This window comes from Pseudomonas arabinosi, assembly GCF_047758675.1.
Classification (GTDB): Bacteria; Pseudomonadota; Gammaproteobacteria; order Pseudomonadales; family Pseudomonadaceae; genus Aquipseudomonas; species Aquipseudomonas arabinosi.
In genome coordinates, this window is sequence record NZ_CP180480.1 from 3,257,076 (window position 1) to 3,279,056 (window position 21,981).

Consider the following 21,981-nt stretch of genomic DNA (forward strand, 5'->3'; position numbering starts at 1 on the left):
ATGAGTAAAAGCCGTCTTTCTTTTTTGGATCGCTATCTGACGGTCTGGATCTTTCTCACCATGGCGATTGGTGTCGGCTTGGGCAGCCTGTTCGAGGGGCTGCCGGTCTGGCTTAACAGCCTGTCGGTGGGTTCGACCAATATCCCGATCGCCATCGGCCTGATTGTGATGATGTATCCACCGTTGGCCAAGGTCAGGTACGAAGAGCTGCCGGAGGTGTTCAAGGACAAGCGCATCTTGGCGCTATCGTTGATCCAAAACTGGGTGATTGGCCCAGTGCTGATGTTCGTACTGGCCATCGTCTTTCTCGCTGACAAGCCGGAGTACATGACCGGCCTGATCCTCATCGGTTTGGCTCGCTGCATCGCCATGGTGCTGGTGTGGAATCAGATCGCGGGCGGCAATAATCAATACGTCGCCGGGTTGGTGGCCTTCAACAGCATTTTCCAGATCCTGTTCTTCAGTGTGTATGCATGGGTCTTCCTTGGTCTGTTGCCGCCACTGTTCGGTCTGCAGGGCAGCGTGATTGACACCAACTTTGTCAGTATCGCCGAGTCCGTGCTGATCTACCTGGGCATCCCATTCCTGGCTGGCTTCCTGACGCGCAAGATCCTCATCAACCGCAAGGGCCAAACCTGGTACAGCGAGCGTTTCATCCCGAAGATCAGCCCGCTGACCCTGATCGCGCTGCTGCTGACCATCGTCGCTATGTTCAGCCTCAAGGGCGACATGGTGCTGCAACTGCCATTGGATGTGTTGCGCATCGCTATCCCGCTGACCATCTACTTCGTGGTGATGTTCTTCATCAGCTTTTGGATGGGCAAGCTGCTCCGTGCGGACTATCCACGCACCACCGCACTGGCCTTTACCGCCGCCAGCAACAACTTCGAGCTGGCAATCGCTGTGGCCATCGCCACATTTGGCCTGGCCTCGCCAGTGGCGTTCGCTACGGTGATCGGCCCACTGGTTGAAGTGCCGGTTTTGATCATGCTGGTCAGTGTGGCCCTCTGGCTCAAGCGCCGCTGGTTCGATCATCCGAAGGGTGCCCTCGCTCAGGAGTAAATTTATGACTGAAGAAATGATCCCTAACCTCGATGCTGAACTGGTCGATCTGCCGACCCTCGATAAGCTCGGCAGTACGTTGTCGGCCACGCACAAGCCGCGCATCCTGCTGCTCTACGGTTCGACTCGCGAGCGTTCGTTTAGCCGCCTGCTGACCGAAGAAGCTGCGCGCCTGTTGCAGCACTTCGGCGCAGAAACACGAATCTTCAATCCATCTGAGCTGCCGTTGCCAGACGATGTGCCGGACAGCCATCCCAAAGTGCAAGAGCTACGCGAACTGGTGCTCTGGTCAGAAGGTCAGGTCTGGTGCTCCCCGGAGCGCCACGGCTCGATGAGCGCGGTGTTCAAAGCGCAGATCGACTGGATTCCGTTGACCATGGGCGCGGTGCGCCCAACCCAGGGCAAGACACTGGCGGTGATGCAGGTCTGTGGTGGTTCGCAATCCTTCAACGTGGTCAACCAGCTGCGTGTGCTGGGTCGTTGGATGCGTATGTTCACCATTCCCAACCAGTCCTCGGTGCCGAAGGCCTACCTGGAATTCGATGACGCCGGGCGGATGAAGCCCTCCGCATTTTACGACCGTGTCGTGGACGTGATGGAAGAGCTGGTGAAATTCACTTTGCTGCTGCGTGAGCGGCAGGACTATCTGGTCGACCGCTATTCCGAACGTAAGGAGTCGGCGGAAGAACTCTCCAAACGCGTTAATCAACGCTCTATCTGAAGGACGCCTGATCGTGCACCAACATCCGTACTCCGTGCTTACCACGACAGCTGTGCAAGGCCAACTGATCTTCACGCCTTGCCCAGGCACCAAAGACGCGTCGGTCGCTGAGGCGCTGGACACTCTCAAGGCAGCAGGTGCTTCGGCCTTGCTGACGCTGATGCCCGCCGAAGAGTTGAGTCAGAACGAAGTCGAGAGTCTGCCAAAGCAATGCCAACAGCACGGCATCGAATGGTTTCACCTGCCTGTGGAAGACGATCAAGCACCTGCTGAGCCGTTTCAGGCTGCCTGGGAAGCCAATCGTGAGCGGATCAAGCAACTGCTCACCGAAGGCAAGAATATTACCATTCACTGCAAGGGCGGCTCGGGCCGTACCGGATTGATTGCAGCGCAACTGCTGATCGAGTGCGGAGTGCCGTTCCGCGGGGCGGTAAGCGAAGTACAAGCGCTGCGTCCGCGTGCGATTCAGCACTCTGCGCATATCAACTACATCAGTCAATTCGACATCGCCAAGTCGTAATTGCCCCCAGACAGCAGCCCCAAGAGAACAACAGCATGAGCATCAAAGTAGGTATCAACGGTTTCGGTCGCATCGGTCGTCTCGCCCTGCGTGCAGCCTGGGGCTGGCCAGAGTTCGAATTCGTGCAAATTAACGACCCAGCAGGTGATGCAGTAACCCATGCGCACCTGATCAACTTCGACTCTGTGCATGGTCGTTGGCACAACGAAGCCAGCGCTGAAGGCGATCATGTAGTGATTGGCGGCAAGCGCATCAAGGTCACCGCGAACAAAGCGATTGCCGACACCGACTGGTCGGGTTGCGATCTGGTGATCGAGGCCAGCGGCAAGATGAAGACGGTGGCGGTGTTGCAGGCCTATCTGGATCAGGGCGTTAAGCGTGTGGTGGTCTGTGCGCCGGTCAAGGAGCAGGGCGCCTTGAACGTGGTGATGGGCGTTAACCAGCACCTGTTCGACCCGGCGCAGCACCGCATTGTGACCGCTGCCTCCTGCACCACCAATTGCCTGGCTCCAGTGGTCAAAGTGATCCACGAGAATCTGGGCATTCGCCACGGCTCGATCACCACGATTCACGACCTGACCAACACCCAGAGCATCCTCGATCAGCCGCACAAGGATCTTCGCCGGGCCCGCGCTTCAGGCATGAGCCTCATCCCGACCAGCACCGGCTCGGCCACCGCGATTGCGGAAATCTTCCCCGAACTGCGTGGCCGCCTCAATGGTCACGCGGTGCGCGTACCGCTGGCCAACGCCTCGCTCACCGATTGTGTGTTCGAAGTGGAGCGCGCCACCTCGGTGGACGAGGTTAATGCGTTGCTCAAGGCGGCGGCAGAAGGCCCGCTGAAAAATATCCTCGGCTATGAAGTGCGCCCATTGGTGTCCATCGACTACCGCACTGACCCGCGCTCATCGATCATTGATGCACTGTCGACGATGGTGATCAATGGCACTCAGGTGAAGATCTATGCCTGGTACGACAACGAATGGGGTTACGCCAACCGCGCTGTTGAGCTGGCCAAGCTGGTTGGTTTGGCTGATTAACAGGGAGCGATCATGAACGCGTTGTCAGCCCTTTCCCCGCCAGTGCGCCAGTACCTGTTGGTGACCGGCAATTACTGGGCCTTTACCCTCACCGATGGTGCGCTGCGCATGTTGGTGGTGTTGCACTTCCATGCGTTGGGCTACAGCCCGTTGCAGATTGCGTTCCTGTTTCTGTTCTACGAAATCTTCGGTGTCATAACCAATCTGGTGGGCGGTTACCTGGGGGCCCGTCTAGGTCTGAATCGCACCATGAACATTGGTTTGGGCTTACAGGTGGCAGCCTTGTTGATGCTGACTGTGCCCGCCGCCTGGCTGACCATCCCTTGGGTGATGGGGGCCCAGGCGCTATCGGGTATTGCCAAAGACCTCAACAAGATGAGTGCGAAGAGTTCCATCAAGCTGCTGGTGCCCGACAACCAGCAAGGCACCCTTTACCAGTGGGTGGCAATTCTCACCGGCTCGAAGAACGCGCTCAAAGGCGTGGGTTTCTTCCTGGGTGGTGCACTGCTGGCATTGCTGGGCTTTACCGTTGCCGTGCTGGCGATGGCCGCGACTCTGGCGCTGATATGGATAGCCAGCCTGTTCCTGCTGAAGAAGGATCTGGGTAAAGCCAAGGCCAAACCGAAGTTTCGCGACATTCTCTCCAAGAGCCGGGCGATCAATATCCTCTCGGCGGCGCGAATGTTCCTCTTTGGTGCCCGCGATGTGTGGTTCGTGGTGGCGTTGCCGGTCTACCTGAGCACTGTGTTTGGCTGGGACTTCTGGAAGGTTGGCGGGTTCTTGGCAGCCTGGGTCATCGGCTACGGCATCGTCCAGTCGTTGGCCCCGAACATCACCGGAAAGAATCGCGGCCACGTCCCAGATGGGCGGGTTGCCTTCGTTTGGGCGGCATTGCTGGCGGGTCTGCCTGCGGCAATCGCCCTGGGCCTCTCGGCGGGTTGGTCGCCGCACGTCGTGCTGCTGGGTGGTTTGATGGTGTTCGGCGTGCTGTTCGCGGTGAACTCTTCGCTGCACAGCTATCTCATCGTCTCGTACGCAAAAGAAGATGGGGTGTCGCTGGACGTGGGCTTCTACTACATGTCCAACGCCCTCGGACGACTGCTCGGCACCGTGCTGTCCGGCTGGATATATCAGAGTTACGGAATGGAGGCCTGCTTGTGGGTTTCCTCGGCCTTCGTGTTGCTGGCCGCCCTAATTTCTATCGCCTTACCCAGGCATGCCGAGGCGATATGAAACCGTCAGACAGGACGGAGTGAACCTCTGCGCGCTACGCGTGTGACTGGCCCCCACCGATAGTCACTATGTCTATTTTGTTACAGAGTGACTGAGCCATGGGTCGAACCTTAGCTCGATACTGGGCGGCAGCCAATATAGCGACGCAGGTTTGCATCTAGCTGATCTACCTCATACTTAAATGGTATTGATTGTGACCGTTTCTATGCTTCGAAGGGCAGCTTTTGGCCGTTTTCAGCCTGTGGTGACCGGCAGAAAACGACCCATAGCTGCCGGTGAGCAACGGCAGCGTTCGACCCTGAGCAGACGCCGGGTCGGTGAAACTTGCGTCTAGCTCATGCCTTGCTCTCAGGAAACATGCATCCGCCATTGCGCACCAGCGCCTTCAACTCTTCGCTCACCTGGGTGGGGTCTTGAGTTAAACGGGTCACGAACTCCTTGAGGTCCCGTGCGTACGACTTCGAGTCGTGCTTCGCGCTCCAAAGGACGATGTTGAGCACGATAGGAATGAGGTCCAGGCCTTTCTCTGTCAGCGTGTAGAAATCCTTACGCCTGTCGTCGGGGTTGGGCGCCTTCGAGAGAACGCCTTGCCCTTCAAGAAAGGCAAGGCGGGACGCAAGGACATTGGACGCGATGCCTTCTTCCGATTTCAGGAACTGGCCATACGTCTTCTTACCGGCAAAAACGATGTCTCGAATGATCAAGAGCGACCACCGGTCGCCGAAGATCTCCACGCCATAGTTCACTGCGCAATGGGACCGAATGTCTTCTTTAGATGTGGTTTTCATGGCGGGATCTTAACATCACTTGCATTGCGCAAGTAAATTCCTGATGTTTACTTGCTTTTTGCAAGTTAGGCGGCCAGCATGGCTAGGACATTGAGCGCGATTACCCAGCCGTAAAGGAGATCCCATGTACGACACAACCAAGTTATCCGAGTTGCTCCGGTTCGCACGCGTCGATGCAGGCTCCACCGTCATCGATGTTTACCCAGGCGACGGCGACTGGACCCGTCTGTTCTCCGACACCGTGGGACCAAAAGGACGGGTCTTCAGCTTCGTGCCGGCCGAAGTCGCCCACTTCAAGAACGATCCGCTCGGCAGCATGCAGACGCTCGCGAAAGAGCCGGGCCGGGAGAATGTCGAAGCCGTCTCCGCCGACCTCACCGCGATGCCGCAGGCCACGCAACCTGCGGATGTCCTGTGGCTGCACCTGTTCTACCACGATCTCCACACCACGCTGATGCAGGCCAGGGGCGCCACGGCCGCCGACTTCAACCGAGCCGTCTATGAGCAGCTGAAGCCTGGTGGGTCCTACATCATCATCGACCACGCCGCCGCCATCGGGGCGGGCACGAGCGAGGCCCAGTCGCTGCATCGGATTGAGCCCGCATCCGTTCGCGAGGAGGTGGAAGCGGCCGGCTTCGTACTGGACGCGCAAAGCACCCTGCTCGCGAACAACGACGATCCGCACTCGATAAAGGCGTTCGATCCCGCCATCAAGGGCAAGACCGATCGCTTCGTCTATCGGTTCGTGAAGCCCTGACAGGTCACGACGCCGTCTTCATGTTCGTCAGTCAAGTTAGACCAAGGAAGGTCGGTAGTAGCAATCGACCAGGTGGCTTGGACGAGGCCATTCTGGTCGCGAGGTTTCTGACCTCGTTTTTGCTTGCCGTCTGGTTCATTCCTTAATCTCGGGAAAGATACATCCGCCATTGCGGACCAGCGCCTTCACCTCTTCGTTGACCTACCTGGGGCTTCGACTTAGTCGAGCATCCACCTCCTATGATCAAGAGTGACCACCGGTCGCCGAAGATCTGCACGCCATATTTCACTGCGCAATGGGACCGAACGTCTTCTCTGAGAGGGTGTTTTTGTTATCACTTGCGTGGAGCAACTAATTTCCTGATATTCACTTGCGTTTTGCAAGTGAAACGACCAGCATGGCTCGTAGGTTGAACGCAGTCGCCGGATCACGCCGGCAGTCCTTGAATGATCAACCCATATCTGTAAGGAAACTGCACATGAGCACTATCAGCATCATCGGCTCAGGTGGCATGGCTTCAGCGATCGGCGGCCTTGCCGCCAAAGCCGGACACACCGTCGAGGTGGTGAGTCGTGACGTCGCCAAGGCGCGGGCGCTGGCCAAGCAGATCGGAGCTGGCGCGACGACAGGAACGTTCGGCGCCGCCCCGGCAGGGGATATTGTGATCCTGGCGGTTCCCTATTCAGCCGTTCTCGACGTGGTGAAACAGTACGGCGAAGAATTGGCAGGCAAGCTTCTTGTCGACATCACCAACCCCGTCGCGCCTGACCTCACAAGCTTTGTGACCCCTGAAGACAGTTTCGGCGCGCAGGAAATCGCCAAAGCGGCCCCTGCCGACGCCGAAGTCATCAAGGCGTTCAACACCCACTTCTCCCACGTCCTGGCTGCAGGTCCTGTCGAGGGCCACTCGCTGGACGTGTTCATCGCTGGAGACGACGCGCAGGCGAAGGCACGCGTCTCGGCATTCATCGAGAGCCTCGGATTACGCCCGATGGACATCGGGCCGCTGCTCATGGCGCGAACGCTGGAGCACGCCTGCCTGCTTTCGCTGGGCCTCATCGCTCACTCCGCCAAGCACACCCACTTCTCAATCGGCGTCAGCTTTCTCGGCTGAGCGCACCCGCAACACCATTTTTTCATCTCGCTTACAAGGAACACCAACATGCGCGTTTTCGTTACTGGCGGGACCGGCCATTCCGGTCCGTACATCATCTCCGACCTCATCGCCGCCGGCCACGAGGTCACCGCTTTGGCCCGGTCAGACAGTTCGGCGCAGGCGCTCACGGCGCTCGGCGCAAAGGTGCGTCGCGGTGATCTCGATGATCTCGACGGGCTCAAGGAAGCGGCTGCAGCCGCCGACGGCGTGATCCACGTCGCGCACAGACAAGACCTGCTTGCGGTCGGCGGGATCGACGCTGTTGCCGCAGCGGAGGTCCAGATCATGCTCGCATACGGTGATGCACTGGCTGGAACGGGAAAGCCGCTGGTCGTGTCGGGCAGCATCGGTTCGCCGACCAACGAGGGTTGGCCGGTTCCTGGGCCGCTCCAGAGCCGACCGGCGACCGAGGAGGATTCGGCTCTTTCTCCGGCTGGCGATCATTACAAGGGCTCGCTGCGGGTTCGTAATGTCGTGGAAACCACCGTAATTGGACTCGCGGACCGGGGCGTACGATCTTCGGTCGTGCGCATTTCTGAAATCATGCACAGCTCAACCGACAAGGCCGGTTTCCTTCAGGTCCTGATCGGGCAAGCAAAGGAAAAAGGCGTCGTTGGCTACCCCGGCGACGGCTCCAACCGGTGGGCGGCAGTGCATGCCCGCGACCTCGCTACCTTGTTTCGCCTGGCTCTGGAGAAGAGTCCCGCTGGCAGATCCTGGCATGCGGTTGCCGAAGGGGCGATCCCGTACCGCGAGATCGCGCAGGCCATTGGCAGCCGTCTGAACCGTCCCGTCGTGCCCATTCCTGTGGACGTAATGATGGGGCCGGGTTTCTTCGGCTTCCTCGCGAACCTGGTGACGCTGGATACCCCGGCGTCGAGCGCTATCACGCGCCAGACGCTCGGCTGGACACCCACGCAGCCCGGCCTGTTTGCCGATATGGACAATGGCCACTACTTCCCTGTCGCCTGAGTGAGCTGAGGCTGTGCGCCGGGTCGCAACGAGCCCGGCACACACGGGATATTAACCTGGGGAAACCCGCTCAGAGACTGCGGGCAGTACCCCAACTCATTTGGAGATTGCACATGAGCACCATCAGCATCATCGGTTCAGGAGGCATGGCTGCGGCCATCGGCGGTCGTGCCTCCAAATCTGGACACACCGTCGAGGTGGTCAGCCGCGACCCTGCCAAGGCGCAGGCGCTGGTCGACAAACTGGGAGCCGGAGCGACCACAGGAACCTATGGGGCCGCGCCCGCCGGCGACATCGTCATCCTCGCCGTGCCGTACTCCGGAGCGGCATCGGTGGTGGCCGATTACGGGGACGCGCTGGACGGCAAGGTGATCATCGACATCACCAACACGGCCTCTCCGGACCTCAAGGGCCTCGTCACTCCCGCTGGCAGTTCTGGTGCGCAGGAGATCGCCAGGATCGCCCCCGCCAGCGCGCATGTCGCGAAGGCATTTAACACCCTTTTCGGCCACGTCCTTGCTAAGGGAGGCCCCCTCGATGCGTTCATCGCCGCCGACGATTTGGAGGCCAAGGCGCGCGTCTCGACGTTCATCGAGAGTCTCGGGCTACGTCCATTGGATGTCGGTGGCCTGCAAATGGCCCAGACGCTTGAGGCGCTCGGCCTGATGATGATCGGCCTGGCCAAAAACGGTGCCGGCACTTGGGACATCGCGTTGAAAGTCGATATCGGCTGAATCAGATGCGAGAGAAACGGGGAGATTTTTATGAACACACAAAAGAATGTTCAGGTTGTTAAGGACTTCTTTACAGCAATGGGCAGCAGCAACAGGCAAGGTCTACTGGCGCTGACTTCCGAAGATATTGAATGGATCATTCCGGGCGAGGACTGGCCGCTGGCTGGCACGCACCGCGGGCATGCGGGATTGGCAGATCTGCTTCAGAAAGCTTCCGAAAAGATGGAAACATCCGTCATGGAGTTCCACGAATACGTGGCGCAGGGAGACCGGGTTCTGGTCGTCGGCTTCGCCAAGGGGAAAATTAAGGCCACGAATAGGACGTGGGAGGACGATTGGGTCTTCGCCATTACCCTACGAAATGGAAAGCTGACGAACATTCGGGAGTACGTCGATACGCAAGCACTGGCGCGGGCCTGCGAAATGGACGCAGGCTCCAGGCCCTGACTCATCGAGAAGAACTGTACGCAGTCGGGGAGGGGAGCGGGAAAGACATCGCGAAGTGTGTCTTTTTCTTCTCGGATAAATGAGAGATTTGGCTAAAGAGCCGTCGGGCGCTTCCCTAGGTCAGTGCATTATTGGAGGTACTGCCGCTGGTTTGGTGCCGTCTGCTAGCAAAAACCAATGACTTCTTTTGGCCGATAGTTGTCTATCAGGAAGTGCCGCAGTTCTCGTACCACGATTTTAGAAACTGCCTTCTTTGTAGATAGAGGACTGAAGAAACTCGTCGATCAGCGATGTAACCTGCTGTTGGATCACCCCACGCGAGCGAGCGCCATCGCCATCTCGGCAAATGATGCCATCACCTGGTACTTCTTCTTCGAGCAATACCTCCGCGCCAGGTTTGCACACCGACAAGAAGCTGAAGTGGCTTGCGTCGCTGATTTCGACGTAACGGCTTGACGCCGCAGGCAGGCGTTTGGCCAGGTTGGCAGACTCCAACTCGGCGGGAAGATCGTGCGACGGTACGCCGGCAGCGATCACCAGCGTTGGTACCGGCAGCGCGATCAGGCTTTCATCGGTCAGGCCCCGTGAAAGGCCCAGGTCCAATGTAACCACAGCAGTGACGCGTTTATCGCGCAAATCGGCGGCCAACGCGGCCTTTGATTCTGAGGTGCTTGCGGGGTTTATCTTTCCATAGACGGTGCAACTTGCTAACTGCGGGTGTGCTTTGCAGTCATGGGCGAAGCGGTCTGGATCGAAACGAGCACCGGCGATCTCCAAGGCGGTCATGCCGCCGAGTGAATGGCCCACTACTGCAATTCGGTCATTGGCGACCAAGCCGAATTTTTCAGGTTGAGTCGTGACGCTATCAATGGCTCGACGCACATCAACGGGCCGCTGCCATAACTGCGCCGCTGCTTGAGGGCTACGGTCATGAGTGGTGGTGCCAGGGTGATTGATTGCGGCGACGATGTAACCCCTATGAGCCAGAGCACTGGCAAGCCAGATCTGGTTGCTCCAGTTACCTCTGTACCCGTGGGAGAGCACCAATAATGGATGCTTGCCAGCAGCGGGCGGCGCGTCACGAACGGCAGAAGCCCCGACGAACACCACATCATCGCCGATCAATTGCGTGGTGGCGGTAGTTGCACTGGGGTACCAGACGACCATCTCCAGTGCGCGGTCATTGTGCGAGTCCGGCAGTGTGGAAGATTGGAAGCCGACAGGGTTCTCGTCAGCGAGTGCGATAGTAGTCAGCCAGGTCAACAACAGGGCGCCGAAAGCTATTTTTTTCAATGTCGTTTCTTCCTTGATTAGACGAGTGCATGGCAACCTGAACCCGCCGTTAGGGGCATCCATCTTCGTTCGGCTGCATATAAGCACGGACATTAAAACCCACATTCGAACCGTCGCGCATAAATTCCATCGTTAGCTCTATTCGTGGTCTTTAGTGAGAAGGCTGAACGTCTGTTTTTGACCGAAAGCAGCCCTTAAACTCATAATATCTGTTCTATATAGCTATAGGTCGTACGGGGGAATATGCCGACCCGGATCAACGAAAAAACAAAGATTTAAGTCATCAGTTCCCCCTAAAATCTCAAGCGCCATCATTTAGCCACACTGCGCAAGAAGTTGCACAGTACCCCATAATAAAACACCCCTCTGAAGCGCTACAGACCATACGCAACGAGGCCTGTAGCCAAGTGCGCAAGAAGTTGTGCAGTACTGCGCAACTTCTTGCGCACTTTTGCCCTCGCTCCCCCGGGAAAAACCTTCACAATCGCAGGCTAAAGCACTTTGACCCCCGCCCTCCGGGGACTTCGCAAAACCTGGCACGCTCCTTGATAACAGTCAGGCACCCACCGGGCGATTTCGCCTCCCGGGCACCTTAAATTTATCCGCAAGGAGAGCACCCCATGGCAACACCAGCGTACATGTCGGTTACCGGCGAAAAACAAGGCCTGATCACTGCAGGCGCATTCACCGCTGACTCCGTTGGTAACACCTACCAGGAAGGCCACGAAGACCAGGTCATGGTTCAGGCGTTCAATCACGACGTCATCATCCCGCGTGACCCGCAGTCCGGCCAACCGACCGGTCAGCGCGTCCACAAGCCAGTCGTGATCACCAAGGTCTACGACAAGGCTTCGCCACTGCTGCAAGCTGCTCTGACTTCCGGCGAGCGCATGAGCGAAATCGTTATCCAGTGGTTCCGTACTTCTGCTCAGGGTACCCAAGAGCACTACTACACCACTAAACTGGAAGACGCGATCATCGTCGCCATCAACAACAAAATGCACAACTGCCAGGATCCGTCGAACTCGCACTTCACGCACCTGGAAGAAGTGCAGTTCACCTACCGCAAAATCACCTGGACCCACGAAGTATCCGGTACTTCGGGTTCCGATGACTGGCGTCAACCAGTCGCTTAATCGCGGCTGACCGCTTCACGCATCGGCCAGCTCTGCTGGTCGATGTTGTTTACGCCTTTCCGGAATTTTGCGTCTGCTGATCCCTTATTCCTGGGGCTATTGGCGAACGCCGCTGCACTGCACGAGGAACAAGGGATGTTCGCGCCGGCTAATCAGACTCACTTTGCCCTGACTATCGAAGGCCTTTCCAACGACTTACAGGTCCTTGCCCTGCAAGGCCGGGAAGCCATCAGCCAGCCCTTTGTGTTTGAGGTGGAGCTGGTCAGTGAACAGCCGTCCCTGGACCTCGAAACGCTCCTGCACAAACCGGCCTTCCTGCAACTGTCGCCCGACGGCGGCGGCATCCATGGCCAGATCTATCGCGCCGCCCAGGGTGATTCCGGCAAACGCCTGACCCGCTACGCGGTGACCCTGCGCCCGCAACTGTCCTACCTGGCGCACCGCATCAACCAGCGCATCTTCCAGAACCTCACCGTACCGAAAATCGTCGGCATGGTCCTCGAAGAGCACGGTATCCAAAGCAACGCCTACGAATTCAAAGTCGGGGCGATTTATCCCGAGCGCATTTACTGCGTTCAATACGATGAATCGGACCTGCACTTCATCCAGCGCCTGTGCGAGGAAGAAGGTATCCACTACCACTTCCAGCACAGCGCCACGGCCCACAAACTGGTGTTCGGCGATGACCAGACGGTGTTCCCGAAACTCAAACCAGTGGCCTATCAGCAAGACTCGGGCATGGTCGCCAGCGACCCGGTGATCAAGCGTTTCGACCTGCGCCTGGAAACCCGCACCAGCCGCACCACGCGCCGCGATTACGACTTCGAAAAACCACGCATCACCCTCGAAAGCGAAAACCGTGGCGACGTACTGCCCGACCTCGAGGACTACGATTATCCCGGTCGCTTCATCGACCGCGAACGCGGCAAACACCTGGCCAACCGCGCCCTTGAACGTCACCGCAGCGACTTCCAGCTCGCCGAAGGCAAGAGCGATCAGCCGTTACTGGTCAGCGGCCATTTCCTCGCGCTGACCCAACACCCGAAAGCCAAATGGAACGACCTCTGGCTGCTCACCGAAATTTTCCACGAGGGCAAACAGCCGCAAGTGCTGGAAGAGTCGGTGACCAGCGACACCACCGCGCTGAAAGACGATTTCCATCAAGGCTATCGCAACCGCTTTCAGGCCACGCCGTGGGACGTGCCGAACCGCCCGCCGCTCAATCACCCCAAACCACGCATCCTCGGCAGCCAAAGCGCCGTGGTTACCGGACCCAAAGGTGAAGAAATCCACTGCGACCAGTACGGTCGCGTCAAAGTGCAATTCCACTGGGACCGCGAAGGTCAGGCCGACGACAAGACCAGCTGCTGGCTGCGCGTCTCCAGCGCCTGGGCCGGCGCCCAATACGGCGGCATCGCCATCCCGCGCATCGGCATGGAAGTACTCGTCACCTTCCTTGAAGGCGACCCCGATCAGCCCTTGATCAGCGGCTGCCTGTACCACAAGGAAAACGTCGTCCCGTACGACCTGCCGGCGAACAAAACCCGCAGCACCTTCAAAACCCTGAGCTCCCCCGGTGGCGGCGGTTACAACGAACTGCGCATCGAAGACAAAAAGGGCCAGGAACAAATCTTCCTGCACGCCCAACGCGACTGGGACGAAAACGTCGAGCACGACCAGAAGATTCGCGTCGGCAACGAACGCCACGACACCGTCGAGAAAAACAGCTACAGCGAATTCAAAGCCGAAGAACACCACACCGTCTACGCCGACCGCAAAGTCGAAACCCGCGCCAACGACCACCTCACCGTGGGCGTCAACCAGCACATCAAGGTCGGCACTGGGCAATTCATCGAAGCCGGCCAGGAAATCCACCTGAGCAGCGGCATGAAGGTCGTGCTTGAAGCGGGGGCCGAACTGACGCTGATTGGCGGGGGTAGCTTCATCAAGATCGACAGCGGCGGCGTGACCCTGAGCGGCCCGGTGATCAACATAAACTCCGGCGGTGGGCCGGGCAGCGGCACGGGGGCGGCGCCATTGTTGCCGGGGCCGTTGAAGCAGGCGGATGCGGATAAGGCTGGGCAGTTGCTGGTGCCCGCCTTGCGTCAAACCCTACAACGAGCAGCCACAACGGCTCAGCCAGTCTGCGAGATATGCCAACAACTGAAGGCGATGAAATGATCCCCGCTGCCACGCGTTATCTGCTTCTGGATGGAGCAAAGATCGAAAACCTGCCGGCCCGTTTGTACAGCCTGGACGACAATCCAACTATCGAATGGCTCTATCACGCCACGCCCTACAAAGAGGTGTTTGATGTCGGTCCAGCGCTGGTTCTCCTCCGCAACAATGGCGCCCTTGAACAAGCCTTTACGGAGCATTGGCAACACGATGCCGGCCTGCTGATTGAAAGCGACGCGCCCTTGCCGCAACTGGCTGAACACCTGCGCAGCCTGATTCACGCTCGAGTAACTGGCGAGGTGACGTTGCTGTTTCGCTACTACGATCCGCGCGTCATGCGCCATTGGCTGCCGACTCTGATCCCGGGCGAAAAAGATCGCATGATGGGCCCGGTCAGCCGAGTGCGTCTGCCCGGGCGCGATGGTCAAGGAGAACAGTGGATCGTGCGCGATCAACGCCAGCAAAACGCCGAGCAATATGCCGAACGGCCATGGTTGTATCTGGACGATCAGCAGTTGCAACAGCTCAACCAAGGCAAGCTGGAAACCTTCGATCAGCAGCTCTTGGAACACGTCCACACCTACTTTCCCGACTGTCTGGCCCAACACTCGACTGCCGACCAGCAGCAATGGGCGGTGCTCTGCCGTGAAGGCGCCGCCAGCCACGGATACTCTGCGCCAAAAGAAGTGGTGCGCTGGTCTGCTCTGGTTGCCGAGCACGGCACGGCGTTTCCGCAAGCGCCCGACCATCAGGCCTACCGCGAGATCCTGCAACAACCAACGCTTAACGCCACACAACGCCTGGACGCCTTGTTGGTAGAACTGCATCGCCATTGGCTGCTGACTGACAAGGAGTCTATTGCATGACCACCGCACCACTCGATAAAAACCGCAACCTGGCCGCTGCCGATCAGGCAGCGCAATGCCAGTTCGGCGACGAAGAGTTGTCCAGCCCGGCTACCACCTGCCCTGCGCGCCAACCCGAAATCTTCGTGGTTCCCAGCCGCTACGCAATGGCCGAACAGTCCGCCGAACATGCCGATTTCGCGCCTTCCAGCCCGACCAAAAGCCACCCGATGGCCTTGCGCCGCTTGCGCGCGGGTTACGTCTATCTATGGCATGCCGAAGGACCACTCAAACGCTACGCCGTCGCGTCTGATGGTTTGCTGGTTGAACAACCGCTGACGCAACCCCACTCTGCTCTGACGACCGGTGAAAACGCCGGAATCGCGGTGAACAAAAGCACCGACGCGTGGATGCTCTACAGCGAAGTACCATTGGGCAAAGACGCCTGCGAGCGCCTGAAAAAGAACGGTGAACGTCGCAAGCGTATGCGTCAGATCGCCCTCACCGACGTCGCCAAACGCCTGTCGGCCAAACACTGCCCGCCGCTCGAAAAAGCCCCGACACTGGTGGCCGAACTCATGCCGAAAGTGCGCGAAAAAACCCTCGCACATGAACATCAGAAGAACGGCGCGACTGACCGCGAAGGCGTGAAAGAACAACGCAAAACAGCGCAAGCCGCGCCTACTCAAGACAACATCAAAGCCTATTCCGCCAGCTCGGAATCTCTGCGCGAACGCGAACAGGCGGCCGGCACGCAACCACCGGGTGAGCCCGTGGTCGAGCCTGGGAATTGGAGCGCCAGCCCATGGGAACTGGCACCTACGCAAGCCTGGCTGGACAAAGCCAAGAGCGAGTCAGCTCCGCTGTATGCTGTGTTTGCTGCGCTGGATGATGATCTGGGGGTGTTGCGGGATATCGACCACGAACAGAACAAGGTCGAGGCAGAACACGAAGAGTGGGTAGCCGACAATAGCTTGCGCCAGACCATCGGCAGCTTTATCCGCAACATGGTCACCGAAGACGGTGGCGAAGTTGCCAACCTGCTCAACTACCGGTATCGCGAACACAACCTGCAACTGACACCGGAACAGGGCGACACCCTGATCGACAGTCAGAAGCAGCTGAACACCCTGATGCTGGAAGAAACACGCATCAACCAACAACGCGGCCGACAGTATGAGCATGCCCAAGCGGATGGCCTGTTGGCTCAGGTTCGATCCCGTGAAGAGGCCGTACTGAACAAGGTGCGCAGCTTCATCCCGAGCGAGCTGCATCAGGAAGCGCAACAAGTCGTGCGAGATTATCGCCAGGAAAAAACTAGCAATCTGGAAGGTGGCGGCGGAACCAAAGTTGGTGAATACATCGACTTGGCGAGCATGGACCATTGGCTGGATCAGGAGGCGCCGCAGCACTTCAAGCAGGTCGAAGAACGCCATCAATTGCTGTACGCCGATCGCATAACCTACCTGCCACGCAATGACAGCGGCACGTGGTTTGTCGACCAGAGCAGCGAAGAGCACCTCAAGTGGCTGGAAAGCCTGACGATCGCTTGCCTCAGCGCTCAGTGCAGCCGTAGCGAAGGCGCCAAACAGTTTGCCGACTACGTGAGTAGCGATGACCCCGGTTTGCTACGTCTGGTGTTCCAGGCGTGGAGTCCGAGCCTGGAAGCGGCGGTAAACAATACCTCGCGCCTCAACGAACTGGTCACGGCGCTCAGTCTGGAAAACCTCGCCGACTCCCGCGCAGCCGCACTCAAGATTCTGGACGCGGACACCCTGCGCAATATCGAGCGGTTAGCGAGCAATCTGGAAGGTGCCTGGACGGCGACCATGACCCGCCTCGGCGCGTCTTTGATTCATGCAAGCAAAGGCACGGCGATGGCAATGGGATTATTCCTGGTCATCCGCCTCGGCGATAACACCCGCCTTGTGCAGGGCGTAGAGAACGGTATCAAAGTCTGGCGCTTGGTCGGCCAGAACGCTGAAGCCCTCAGCCAATGGACCCGAAGCACCGCTCAGGCCATCAGCCTCGGTCGCGTTAACGGCATCGTCAACGCACCCTCGATCAAAGCCTCGGGTGGCCTACTGCCGCTGGCGGCGCTGGTGGTCAACATTCTCAACGCCGGAACCTATGCCGGACAGGCAACGGCGCTGGAAGGCAGCGATGCGCAACGGCAGGCGGATAGCATGTCAGCGTATTTGTACGCAGGGGCAGCGTTGGGGGCGGTGATTCAGAATTGGGTGATTTTGGGTAAGGGGATGAATGAGGTTAGCTTAGCTAAAGGCCAGCTCTCCTTTACTGCACCGACGCTAACTCTATTCGGGGCGATTGTGGGAGGCTTGTCAGGGTTTGCCGCGTACAACGAATGGAACTCATTGAACAGTCAGATCGCAAGTGCTCAAGAAAATGTCGACCCTTGGCTCAGACTCAAGCAAGTGGCCGTGACCGGCCAAGTTGCAGTGTACTTCGCGCAGGGACTACTAGGCCTTAGCCTTACCAGCCTGCGTCTAGCCAATACAATCAGCACTCCAGTAGCGATACGCCGCTTCCGCTTGGGCATGGGCCCCTTGAATCTGTTGCTACTGGCGCTCGGGGGGCTTTACCTGTTCGCTTGGTTCCGCCAAGCCAGCCCATTGCAAAGCTACCTCGCCAACTGCTGCTGGTCCCATCGCCGGGCCAAAACTAACAAAGGCATCGCACCTCAGGCCCAACAAGATGAAATCAACGAGTTGATGATTCTGCTCTACCAACCCCGTCTAGCTATGGATACGCGCGAAGTGCGTATCGGTGGTTCACTGGGAGACACGATTACACAGGATGGAATCTGCCAACTGACAATTGATCTACCCGGTGCGGCCCCCGGCGCAGCACAAATCGACTTGGCCATGAGTGGCAACCTAACCCCTGTTTCCGCCGGTTTGGGTACTGGCACGCGGGGAACCCCCACAGACCTCGGAGCCACTTGGCTGAATGCCACCCAATGCAACTGGATTCCTGTAGATGCGGGTCAAGGGCTGCGCCTGAGCGGAAGCTTCCCACAACCTCTCACACGACTATCCTTACGCCTGTGTTACCTCAGTCCGGTGGCGCTGCTCGCGGGTGTCGGTGTTACCATCGGTGGCGCCAAAGGCGTAGCCTATACACTATCGCCAAATGGCGGCCTGCTGAGCCCTGACGGCGAAATCATCACTTTACGTTCCGGCGAACCGACTCCTGAATTGGATCGGGCCATCGTTCATCGATTAGGCCCTCAGCAGAACTCAAGCTATTTGACACCCAAGGAAAAGGTATGACTTCACCTTCGCCCAACAGCCGCAGGGGTGCGCTCTCGCGGGAGGACTACCTAGCACCACTTGCCGTTCCGACCGGACAACCCCCCAAGGATGTACTCAATACTATCTGGCGCAAGAACGAGGTATATCTTGATATTGGCTCCTACAGCATTGGCTCTGCTGTCATGGTGCTGTGGCCGGTGGTAATGCTCTGTTTACTCATGATCTACATAGAGCGAAATGGCGAGAGGCTGGTGGGAACAGCCCTATTGTCGTTGGTGCTAGTTGGTATTCCGATATTGATCCTTTTACATGGGCTGACTAAGCCCGTGCCGCTACCTGTACGCTTCAACCGCCAGCGCCGCGAGGTCTGTGTGCCATTCAATGACGGCCGTTACTGGATAGTCCCTTGGGAGCAGGTTACTGCTCAAGCGGTAGCAATCCACTCCGTCGGTCAGCACGGTAAAACTACTCAAGGCCTATTGGTCGTAGGCTTTCGCAATCCCGACCCAGATGCACCGGAGAAGGAACGAGACTTCAGCTTGGGATTCAGTTGCGGCGGCGGCGAAACGGCCATGTGTCTCTGGGAGTGCATGCGCAGCTACATGGAGGTTGGGCCTGAAGCCGTTCCGAAGTGCAACTTCGAGGGAGAGAACAGCAAAAAGGGCTTGATCAGCTGGACCGTTAGCATTTTGTTTGACGCATTGAAGTCTGCTGCCAAGGGAGACTTTAAATCTGCCATTAATGATGTTTTCTTCACTGTTTTTTTAGGTGCTCCCTTGGGTTTTTATTTGCAAGAACGCAAGCTGGTTCCGCCGCCCGACTTGACCGCCCCGGAAATAAAAGAATGGTCCAAAACACTGCCGGCCGAGCAATGGGCCAAGCGCTCCCCGGAGTTGGAAGTGGCTATTGCCAAGCGTGAAGCAACGCTGGAGGATTCAGCACAAGTCGCATGACTGTCAACACTAAGGAGCGCGATTGGGGAAGAATCCCCACTGTCCGGCACTGACTCGCCTCTAATTCTGTAGGTACCTGTGAACGACCGCATTTGGCCGATTTCTGCCCGTTGCCACCAGCAGCTTTCGGCCAAAAGCAGACGGTCAACTCAGACGGTTTTCCACCCATAGCGGCCCTTCGCGAAGGCCTCCACCGTTAACGTCCAGGATTTTTGCTAGATGGATGCTTGCCAAACTCCAGGCGAATAAAATTCCACGCAGCTATTAACGTTCGTTCACTCAAAGTCACGGGAGATTGTTTTACTTTGATGGCGGGTAAGTGCCGCAAAGCGGCAAAGATTAACTGTGTAGTGCTTAGTGCCAGAGGAGCGACTTGAACAGGCAACCCAAGAGGCTGGCCTTCGTCCTCATCTGGACTTCTCGCGTTCGCCGTATGGTTTGCCCAGTGCGGCGTCAATCATTGGACGCACACCTTGCAGTACTTGGGCCGATACCTCTGGCCTGGCCTTCGCCGTAGCGCGCGCAACCGAGAGGGCGCCAATCATTGCCGCAACAATGCCCATGGCGGTGGCAAGCGCGTCGACGGCTTGGTTGTTGGCCGCCACCCTGCGCTCGAACGCTCGAACCAGCACCAGGTAACCCTCGGTAAACTTTGAGCTGGTCACCGCATCCTGGCGGCCAATTTCGCTGGCTGACGCGGCCATTGCACAGTGGTCGGCATAATCGTCGCGCTTGTCGACAGACAGATAGTCGGAGAGAAAGCGTTCCAGATCCGGCTCGCCATCCACCGTACCCGAATAGAGCTTGGCATTGCTCTGCTCCAAGCTCCACGCCAGTGCCTCGGCCGCCAGAGCTTCCTTGGATGGGAAATGCGCGTACAGGGCACCGTGCGTCAAGCCTGCTGACTTGCTGATTTCGGCAACGCCCACGCCATCGATCCCTTTCTGCCGAAACAGACGGCTCGCCGTCTCAATCAATGCGGCGCGATTGGCCTCTGCTTTTTCTTTCGAGATTTTCATGACAAGGCTCCTTTGAAGGTGATCTTTGCACATTATAGTTGCGTCCACAATCATTCAAAACCCTATACCAAAAAGTGATAATTGTTATTTCCACCTGAGTCTTGACTTTAATAATTGTCAGTACCACTATTAATTTAATGATTGCGATCGCAATCGTAAGGCACCGTTAGTTACCCATTCCCTGAGAGCACACAACAATGAAAATCGAGAATGCCGTTGCATTTGTTACCGGCGCCAACCGTGGTCTTGGCCTCGCGTTCGCAAAAGAACTCGTAGCCCGCGGCGCGAGCAAGGTCTACGCCGGGGTGCGCAACCCCGAAGGCGTCAACATTCCGGGGGTGATCGCCATTCGCCTGGACGTCAGCGACCCGGCATCGGTGGCTGCGGCGGTGGCTCAAGCTGGCGACGTTACGCTGCTGGTCAACAACGCAGGCATTGCCCGCCTGTTGCCATCGATGCTTGATCCTGGCCTAGAGGAAGCCGCTCGCGAAATCTTCGAAACCAACTATTACGGCGTCATGCACGTCAGCCTGGCCTTCGCCCCTGTGCTTAAAGCCAACGGCGGCGGCGCGATTGTCAACGTACTGTCGGATGCTGCCTGGGTTGCCGCGCCTTTCCTGTCCGCTTACGCGGCATCGAAAGCGGCAGCGTGGAGCTTCACCAACTCGCTGAGGATCGAACTCCATGACCAGGGCACCAGCGTGCAAGGCCTGCATGTGGGCTTCATCGACACCGACCTGACACATGGTTTTGACGTGCCGAAAGTCCAGCCATCCGACGTCGTGATCCAGTCGCTGGACGGCGTGGAAGCAGGCTTGAAAGAAGTGCTCGCAGACCAAGGGACACGCACCATCAAGGCCAGCCTGTCGACTGAGCAAGCGGCATACCTGAACCCTGAAGCGACTGCGTAGGAGTACGAGATGAATTTCATGCAACGGCTCGCCCTCGGCGCAGCGTTTTCTGTCATGACTGCTGGGAGTGCCTTCGCGGCGTCAACTGCTACTCACAACACAGCACCCAATCAGTTCGTTGAAGCGGACGGCGTGCGATATGCCTACCGTCAACTTGGTTCGCAGACGGGGGTTCCGGTCATCCTGCTTCAGCACTTTCGTGGCAACATGGATTACTGGGATCCGGCACTCACCGATGGTCTGGCAAAACAGCGGCCGGTTTACCTGTTCGACAATGCTGGCGTAGGCCTCAGCGGTGGCGAAACCCCCGATTCGTTCGAAGCCATGGCCGATAACGTCGCCGCATTTGCACGCGCACGCGGGTTGACGCAAGTGGATGTGCTGGGTTTTTCAATCGGCGGCATGGTGGCTCAGGAAGTTGCACTGCGGCATCCAGAGCTGGTCCGCAAACTGATCCTTGCAGGAACGTCGCCGCGCGGTGGAGTACCGGGAAATGATCCAAAGGTACCGGGGATCGCCCTGCGCGAGACGATAGCCTCACAGGAAGAAACCGCCTACCTGTTCTTTGATCCGGCTCCGTCCAGCCAGCAGGCGGCCCGGGACTTCTGGGAAAGGCGTCATCAACGCAGCGAGGGCCTCGACACACTCGCTTCGATGAAAGCCATCAACGCTCAAGGCGCGGCGCTGGGCAAGTGGAACTCGCCCGGTGACGGAACTTTTTCTCAGCTGAACCACATTTCTCAGCCGACTTTAGTGGTCAACGGCAGCAAGGATGTGATGGTACCGACCCAAAACTCATTCACGTTGCAACAGCACATCCCGAACGCCAAGTTACTGATTTATCCGAATTCGGGGCATGGAGCACTGTTCCAATATGCCGACGACTTTGTAAATCAGGCCAATGCTTTCCTGGACTGACCCAGATCAGACTCAACCTGCTG

At 58.1% G+C, this 21,981-nt stretch carries 20 protein-coding genes; 17 read left to right on the forward strand and 3 right to left on the reverse strand.

Annotated elements, in window-relative coordinates:
• The 5 genes from arsB to arsJ are packed head-to-tail and all read left to right on the forward strand — an operon-like array spanning position 1 to position 4,576.
• A complete protein-coding gene (gene arsB / locus ACMXYJ_RS15325; protein WP_415760498.1) occupies positions 1-1,062 on the forward strand; it encodes an ACR3 family arsenite efflux transporter in 1,062 nt (353 codons plus the stop codon).
• A gap of 4 nt (positions 1,063-1,066) precedes the next feature.
• Positions 1,067-1,783: an arsenical resistance protein ArsH gene (arsH, locus tag ACMXYJ_RS15330; protein WP_415760499.1), complete on the forward strand. Its 717-nt coding sequence runs from the start codon at positions 1,067-1,069 to the stop codon at positions 1,781-1,783.
• A 13-nt stretch (positions 1,784-1,796) separates the two neighbouring features.
• Positions 1,797-2,303, forward strand: coding sequence for a cyclin-dependent kinase inhibitor 3 family protein (locus ACMXYJ_RS15335; RefSeq protein ID WP_415760500.1), 507 nt, complete (start codon positions 1,797-1,799; stop codon positions 2,301-2,303).
• A 35-nt stretch (positions 2,304-2,338) separates the two neighbouring features.
• A complete protein-coding gene (locus tag ACMXYJ_RS15340; RefSeq protein WP_415760501.1) occupies positions 2,339-3,343 on the forward strand; it encodes an ArsJ-associated glyceraldehyde-3-phosphate dehydrogenase in 1,005 nt (334 codons plus the stop codon).
• Positions 3,344-3,355: 12 nt separating this feature from the next.
• Positions 3,356-4,576, forward strand: coding sequence for an organoarsenical effux MFS transporter ArsJ (gene arsJ / locus ACMXYJ_RS15345; RefSeq protein WP_415760502.1), 1,221 nt, complete (start codon positions 3,356-3,358; stop codon positions 4,574-4,576).
• 335 nt (positions 4,577-4,911) lie between these two features.
• Here arsJ and ACMXYJ_RS15350 read toward each other — a convergent pair whose 3' ends face one another.
• The gene (locus ACMXYJ_RS15350) at positions 4,912-5,364 is read right to left on the reverse strand and encodes a winged helix-turn-helix transcriptional regulator (protein ID WP_415760503.1); all 453 of its coding nucleotides are present in this window, start codon (positions 5,362-5,364) and stop codon (positions 4,912-4,914) included.
• 124 nt (positions 5,365-5,488) lie between these two features.
• Here ACMXYJ_RS15350 and ACMXYJ_RS15355 point away from each other — a divergent pair, with 124 nt between their 5' ends.
• The 5 genes from ACMXYJ_RS15355 (at position 5,489) to ACMXYJ_RS15375 (ending at position 9,430) form a co-directional block, all read left to right on the forward strand.
• Positions 5,489-6,121: a class I SAM-dependent methyltransferase gene (locus ACMXYJ_RS15355; protein WP_415760504.1), complete on the forward strand. Its 633-nt coding sequence runs from the start codon at positions 5,489-5,491 to the stop codon at positions 6,119-6,121.
• Positions 6,122-6,599: 478 nt separating this feature from the next.
• On the forward strand, positions 6,600-7,235 hold the full coding sequence (locus ACMXYJ_RS15360; RefSeq protein WP_415760505.1) for an NADPH-dependent F420 reductase: 636 nt from the start codon (positions 6,600-6,602) through the stop codon (positions 7,233-7,235).
• 48 nt (positions 7,236-7,283) lie between these two features.
• Positions 7,284-8,249 (forward strand): SDR family oxidoreductase, encoded by a 966-nt coding sequence (locus tag ACMXYJ_RS15365; RefSeq protein ID WP_415760506.1) that lies wholly within the window; start codon positions 7,284-7,286, stop codon positions 8,247-8,249.
• Between the two features lie 113 nt (positions 8,250-8,362).
• Positions 8,363-8,983 carry an NADPH-dependent F420 reductase gene (locus ACMXYJ_RS15370; protein WP_415760507.1) on the forward strand — a complete coding sequence of 207 codons (621 nt, stop codon included), beginning with the start codon at positions 8,363-8,365 and terminating at the stop codon, positions 8,981-8,983.
• 30 nt (positions 8,984-9,013) lie between these two features.
• Positions 9,014-9,430 (forward strand): nuclear transport factor 2 family protein, encoded by a 417-nt coding sequence (locus tag ACMXYJ_RS15375; RefSeq protein WP_415760508.1) that lies wholly within the window; start codon positions 9,014-9,016, stop codon positions 9,428-9,430.
• A gap of 237 nt (positions 9,431-9,667) precedes the next feature.
• Here ACMXYJ_RS15375 and ACMXYJ_RS15380 read toward each other — a convergent pair whose 3' ends face one another.
• Entirely contained in the window at positions 9,668-10,723 is a 1,056-nt protein-coding gene (locus tag ACMXYJ_RS15380) for an alpha/beta hydrolase family protein (protein WP_415760509.1), read from the reverse strand.
• A gap of 620 nt (positions 10,724-11,343) precedes the next feature.
• Here ACMXYJ_RS15380 and ACMXYJ_RS15385 point away from each other — a divergent pair.
• From ACMXYJ_RS15385 to ACMXYJ_RS15405, 5 genes are all read left to right on the forward strand, one after another.
• Entirely contained in the window at positions 11,344-11,859 is a 516-nt protein-coding gene (locus tag ACMXYJ_RS15385) for an Hcp family type VI secretion system effector (RefSeq protein ID WP_415760510.1), read from the forward strand.
• Between the two features lie 135 nt (positions 11,860-11,994).
• Complete coding sequence (gene tssI, locus ACMXYJ_RS15390) at positions 11,995-14,040, forward strand: type VI secretion system tip protein VgrG (RefSeq protein WP_415760511.1); 2,046 nt, start codon at positions 11,995-11,997, stop codon at positions 14,038-14,040.
• Complete coding sequence (locus ACMXYJ_RS15395; protein WP_415760513.1) at positions 14,037-14,903, forward strand: DUF4123 domain-containing protein; 867 nt, start codon at positions 14,037-14,039, stop codon at positions 14,901-14,903. Before tssI ends, ACMXYJ_RS15395 begins: the two co-directional genes overlap by 4 nt.
• Positions 14,900-18,175, forward strand: a complete 3,276-nt coding sequence (locus ACMXYJ_RS15400; RefSeq protein WP_415760514.1) for a toxin VasX — start codon at positions 14,900-14,902, stop codon at positions 18,173-18,175. Before ACMXYJ_RS15395 ends, ACMXYJ_RS15400 begins: the two co-directional genes overlap by 4 nt.
• Positions 18,172-19,110 carry a DUF6708 domain-containing protein gene (locus ACMXYJ_RS15405; protein ID WP_415760515.1) on the forward strand — a complete coding sequence of 313 codons (939 nt, stop codon included), beginning with the start codon at positions 18,172-18,174 and terminating at the stop codon, positions 19,108-19,110. Before ACMXYJ_RS15400 ends, ACMXYJ_RS15405 begins: the two co-directional genes overlap by 4 nt.
• A 407-nt stretch (positions 19,111-19,517) precedes the next feature.
• On the opposite strand, the gene ACMXYJ_RS15410 is transcribed toward ACMXYJ_RS15405, so the two are convergent.
• Entirely contained in the window at positions 19,518-20,129 is a 612-nt protein-coding gene (locus ACMXYJ_RS15410; protein WP_415760516.1) for a TetR/AcrR family transcriptional regulator, read from the reverse strand.
• A gap of 197 nt (positions 20,130-20,326) precedes the next feature.
• On the opposite strand from ACMXYJ_RS15410, the gene ACMXYJ_RS15415 reads away from it, so the two are divergent.
• Together ACMXYJ_RS15415 and ACMXYJ_RS15420 are read left to right on the forward strand one after the other, a co-directional pair.
• A complete protein-coding gene (locus ACMXYJ_RS15415; RefSeq protein ID WP_415760517.1) occupies positions 20,327-21,040 on the forward strand; it encodes an SDR family oxidoreductase in 714 nt (237 codons plus the stop codon).
• Between the two features lie 9 nt (positions 21,041-21,049).
• A complete protein-coding gene (locus ACMXYJ_RS15420) occupies positions 21,050-21,958 on the forward strand; it encodes an alpha/beta fold hydrolase (protein ID WP_415760518.1) in 909 nt (302 codons plus the stop codon).
• Positions 21,959-21,981 lie beyond the last annotated feature (23 nt).

Excerpts from the sequence above, each read along its gene's own strand:
- ACMXYJ_RS15405 (WP_415760515.1), top strand. The coding sequence starts at position 18,172 with ATGACTTCACCTTCGCCCAACAGCCGCAGGGGTGCGCTCTCGCGGGAG.
- arsH (WP_415760499.1), top strand. The coding sequence starts at position 1,067 with ATGACTGAAGAAATGATCCCTAACCTCGATGCTGAACTGGTCGATCTG.
- ACMXYJ_RS15400 (WP_415760514.1), top strand. The coding sequence starts at position 14,900 with ATGACCACCGCACCACTCGATAAAAACCGCAACCTGGCCGCTGCCGAT.
- ACMXYJ_RS15415 (WP_415760517.1), top strand. The coding sequence starts at position 20,327 with ATGAAAATCGAGAATGCCGTTGCATTTGTTACCGGCGCCAACCGTGGT.
- ACMXYJ_RS15340 (WP_415760501.1), top strand. The coding sequence starts at position 2,339 with ATGAGCATCAAAGTAGGTATCAACGGTTTCGGTCGCATCGGTCGTCTC.
- arsB (WP_415760498.1), top strand. The coding sequence starts at position 1 with ATGAGTAAAAGCCGTCTTTCTTTTTTGGATCGCTATCTGACGGTCTGG.
- ACMXYJ_RS15350 (WP_415760503.1), bottom strand. The coding sequence starts at position 5,364 with ATGAAAACCACATCTAAAGAAGACATTCGGTCCCATTGCGCAGTGAAC.
- tssI (WP_415760511.1), top strand. The coding sequence starts at position 11,995 with ATGTTCGCGCCGGCTAATCAGACTCACTTTGCCCTGACTATCGAAGGC.
- ACMXYJ_RS15385 (WP_415760510.1), top strand. The coding sequence starts at position 11,344 with ATGGCAACACCAGCGTACATGTCGGTTACCGGCGAAAAACAAGGCCTG.
- ACMXYJ_RS15365 (WP_415760506.1), top strand. The coding sequence starts at position 7,284 with ATGCGCGTTTTCGTTACTGGCGGGACCGGCCATTCCGGTCCGTACATC.
- ACMXYJ_RS15375 (WP_415760508.1), top strand. The coding sequence starts at position 9,014 with ATGAACACACAAAAGAATGTTCAGGTTGTTAAGGACTTCTTTACAGCA.
- ACMXYJ_RS15370 (WP_415760507.1), top strand. The coding sequence starts at position 8,363 with ATGAGCACCATCAGCATCATCGGTTCAGGAGGCATGGCTGCGGCCATC.
- ACMXYJ_RS15355 (WP_415760504.1), top strand. The coding sequence starts at position 5,489 with ATGTACGACACAACCAAGTTATCCGAGTTGCTCCGGTTCGCACGCGTC.
- ACMXYJ_RS15395 (WP_415760513.1), top strand. The coding sequence starts at position 14,037 with ATGATCCCCGCTGCCACGCGTTATCTGCTTCTGGATGGAGCAAAGATC.
- ACMXYJ_RS15410 (WP_415760516.1), bottom strand. The coding sequence starts at position 20,129 with ATGAAAATCTCGAAAGAAAAAGCAGAGGCCAATCGCGCCGCATTGATT.
- arsJ (WP_415760502.1), top strand. The coding sequence starts at position 3,356 with ATGAACGCGTTGTCAGCCCTTTCCCCGCCAGTGCGCCAGTACCTGTTG.
- ACMXYJ_RS15420 (WP_415760518.1), top strand. The coding sequence starts at position 21,050 with ATGAATTTCATGCAACGGCTCGCCCTCGGCGCAGCGTTTTCTGTCATG.
- ACMXYJ_RS15360 (WP_415760505.1), top strand. The coding sequence starts at position 6,600 with ATGAGCACTATCAGCATCATCGGCTCAGGTGGCATGGCTTCAGCGATC.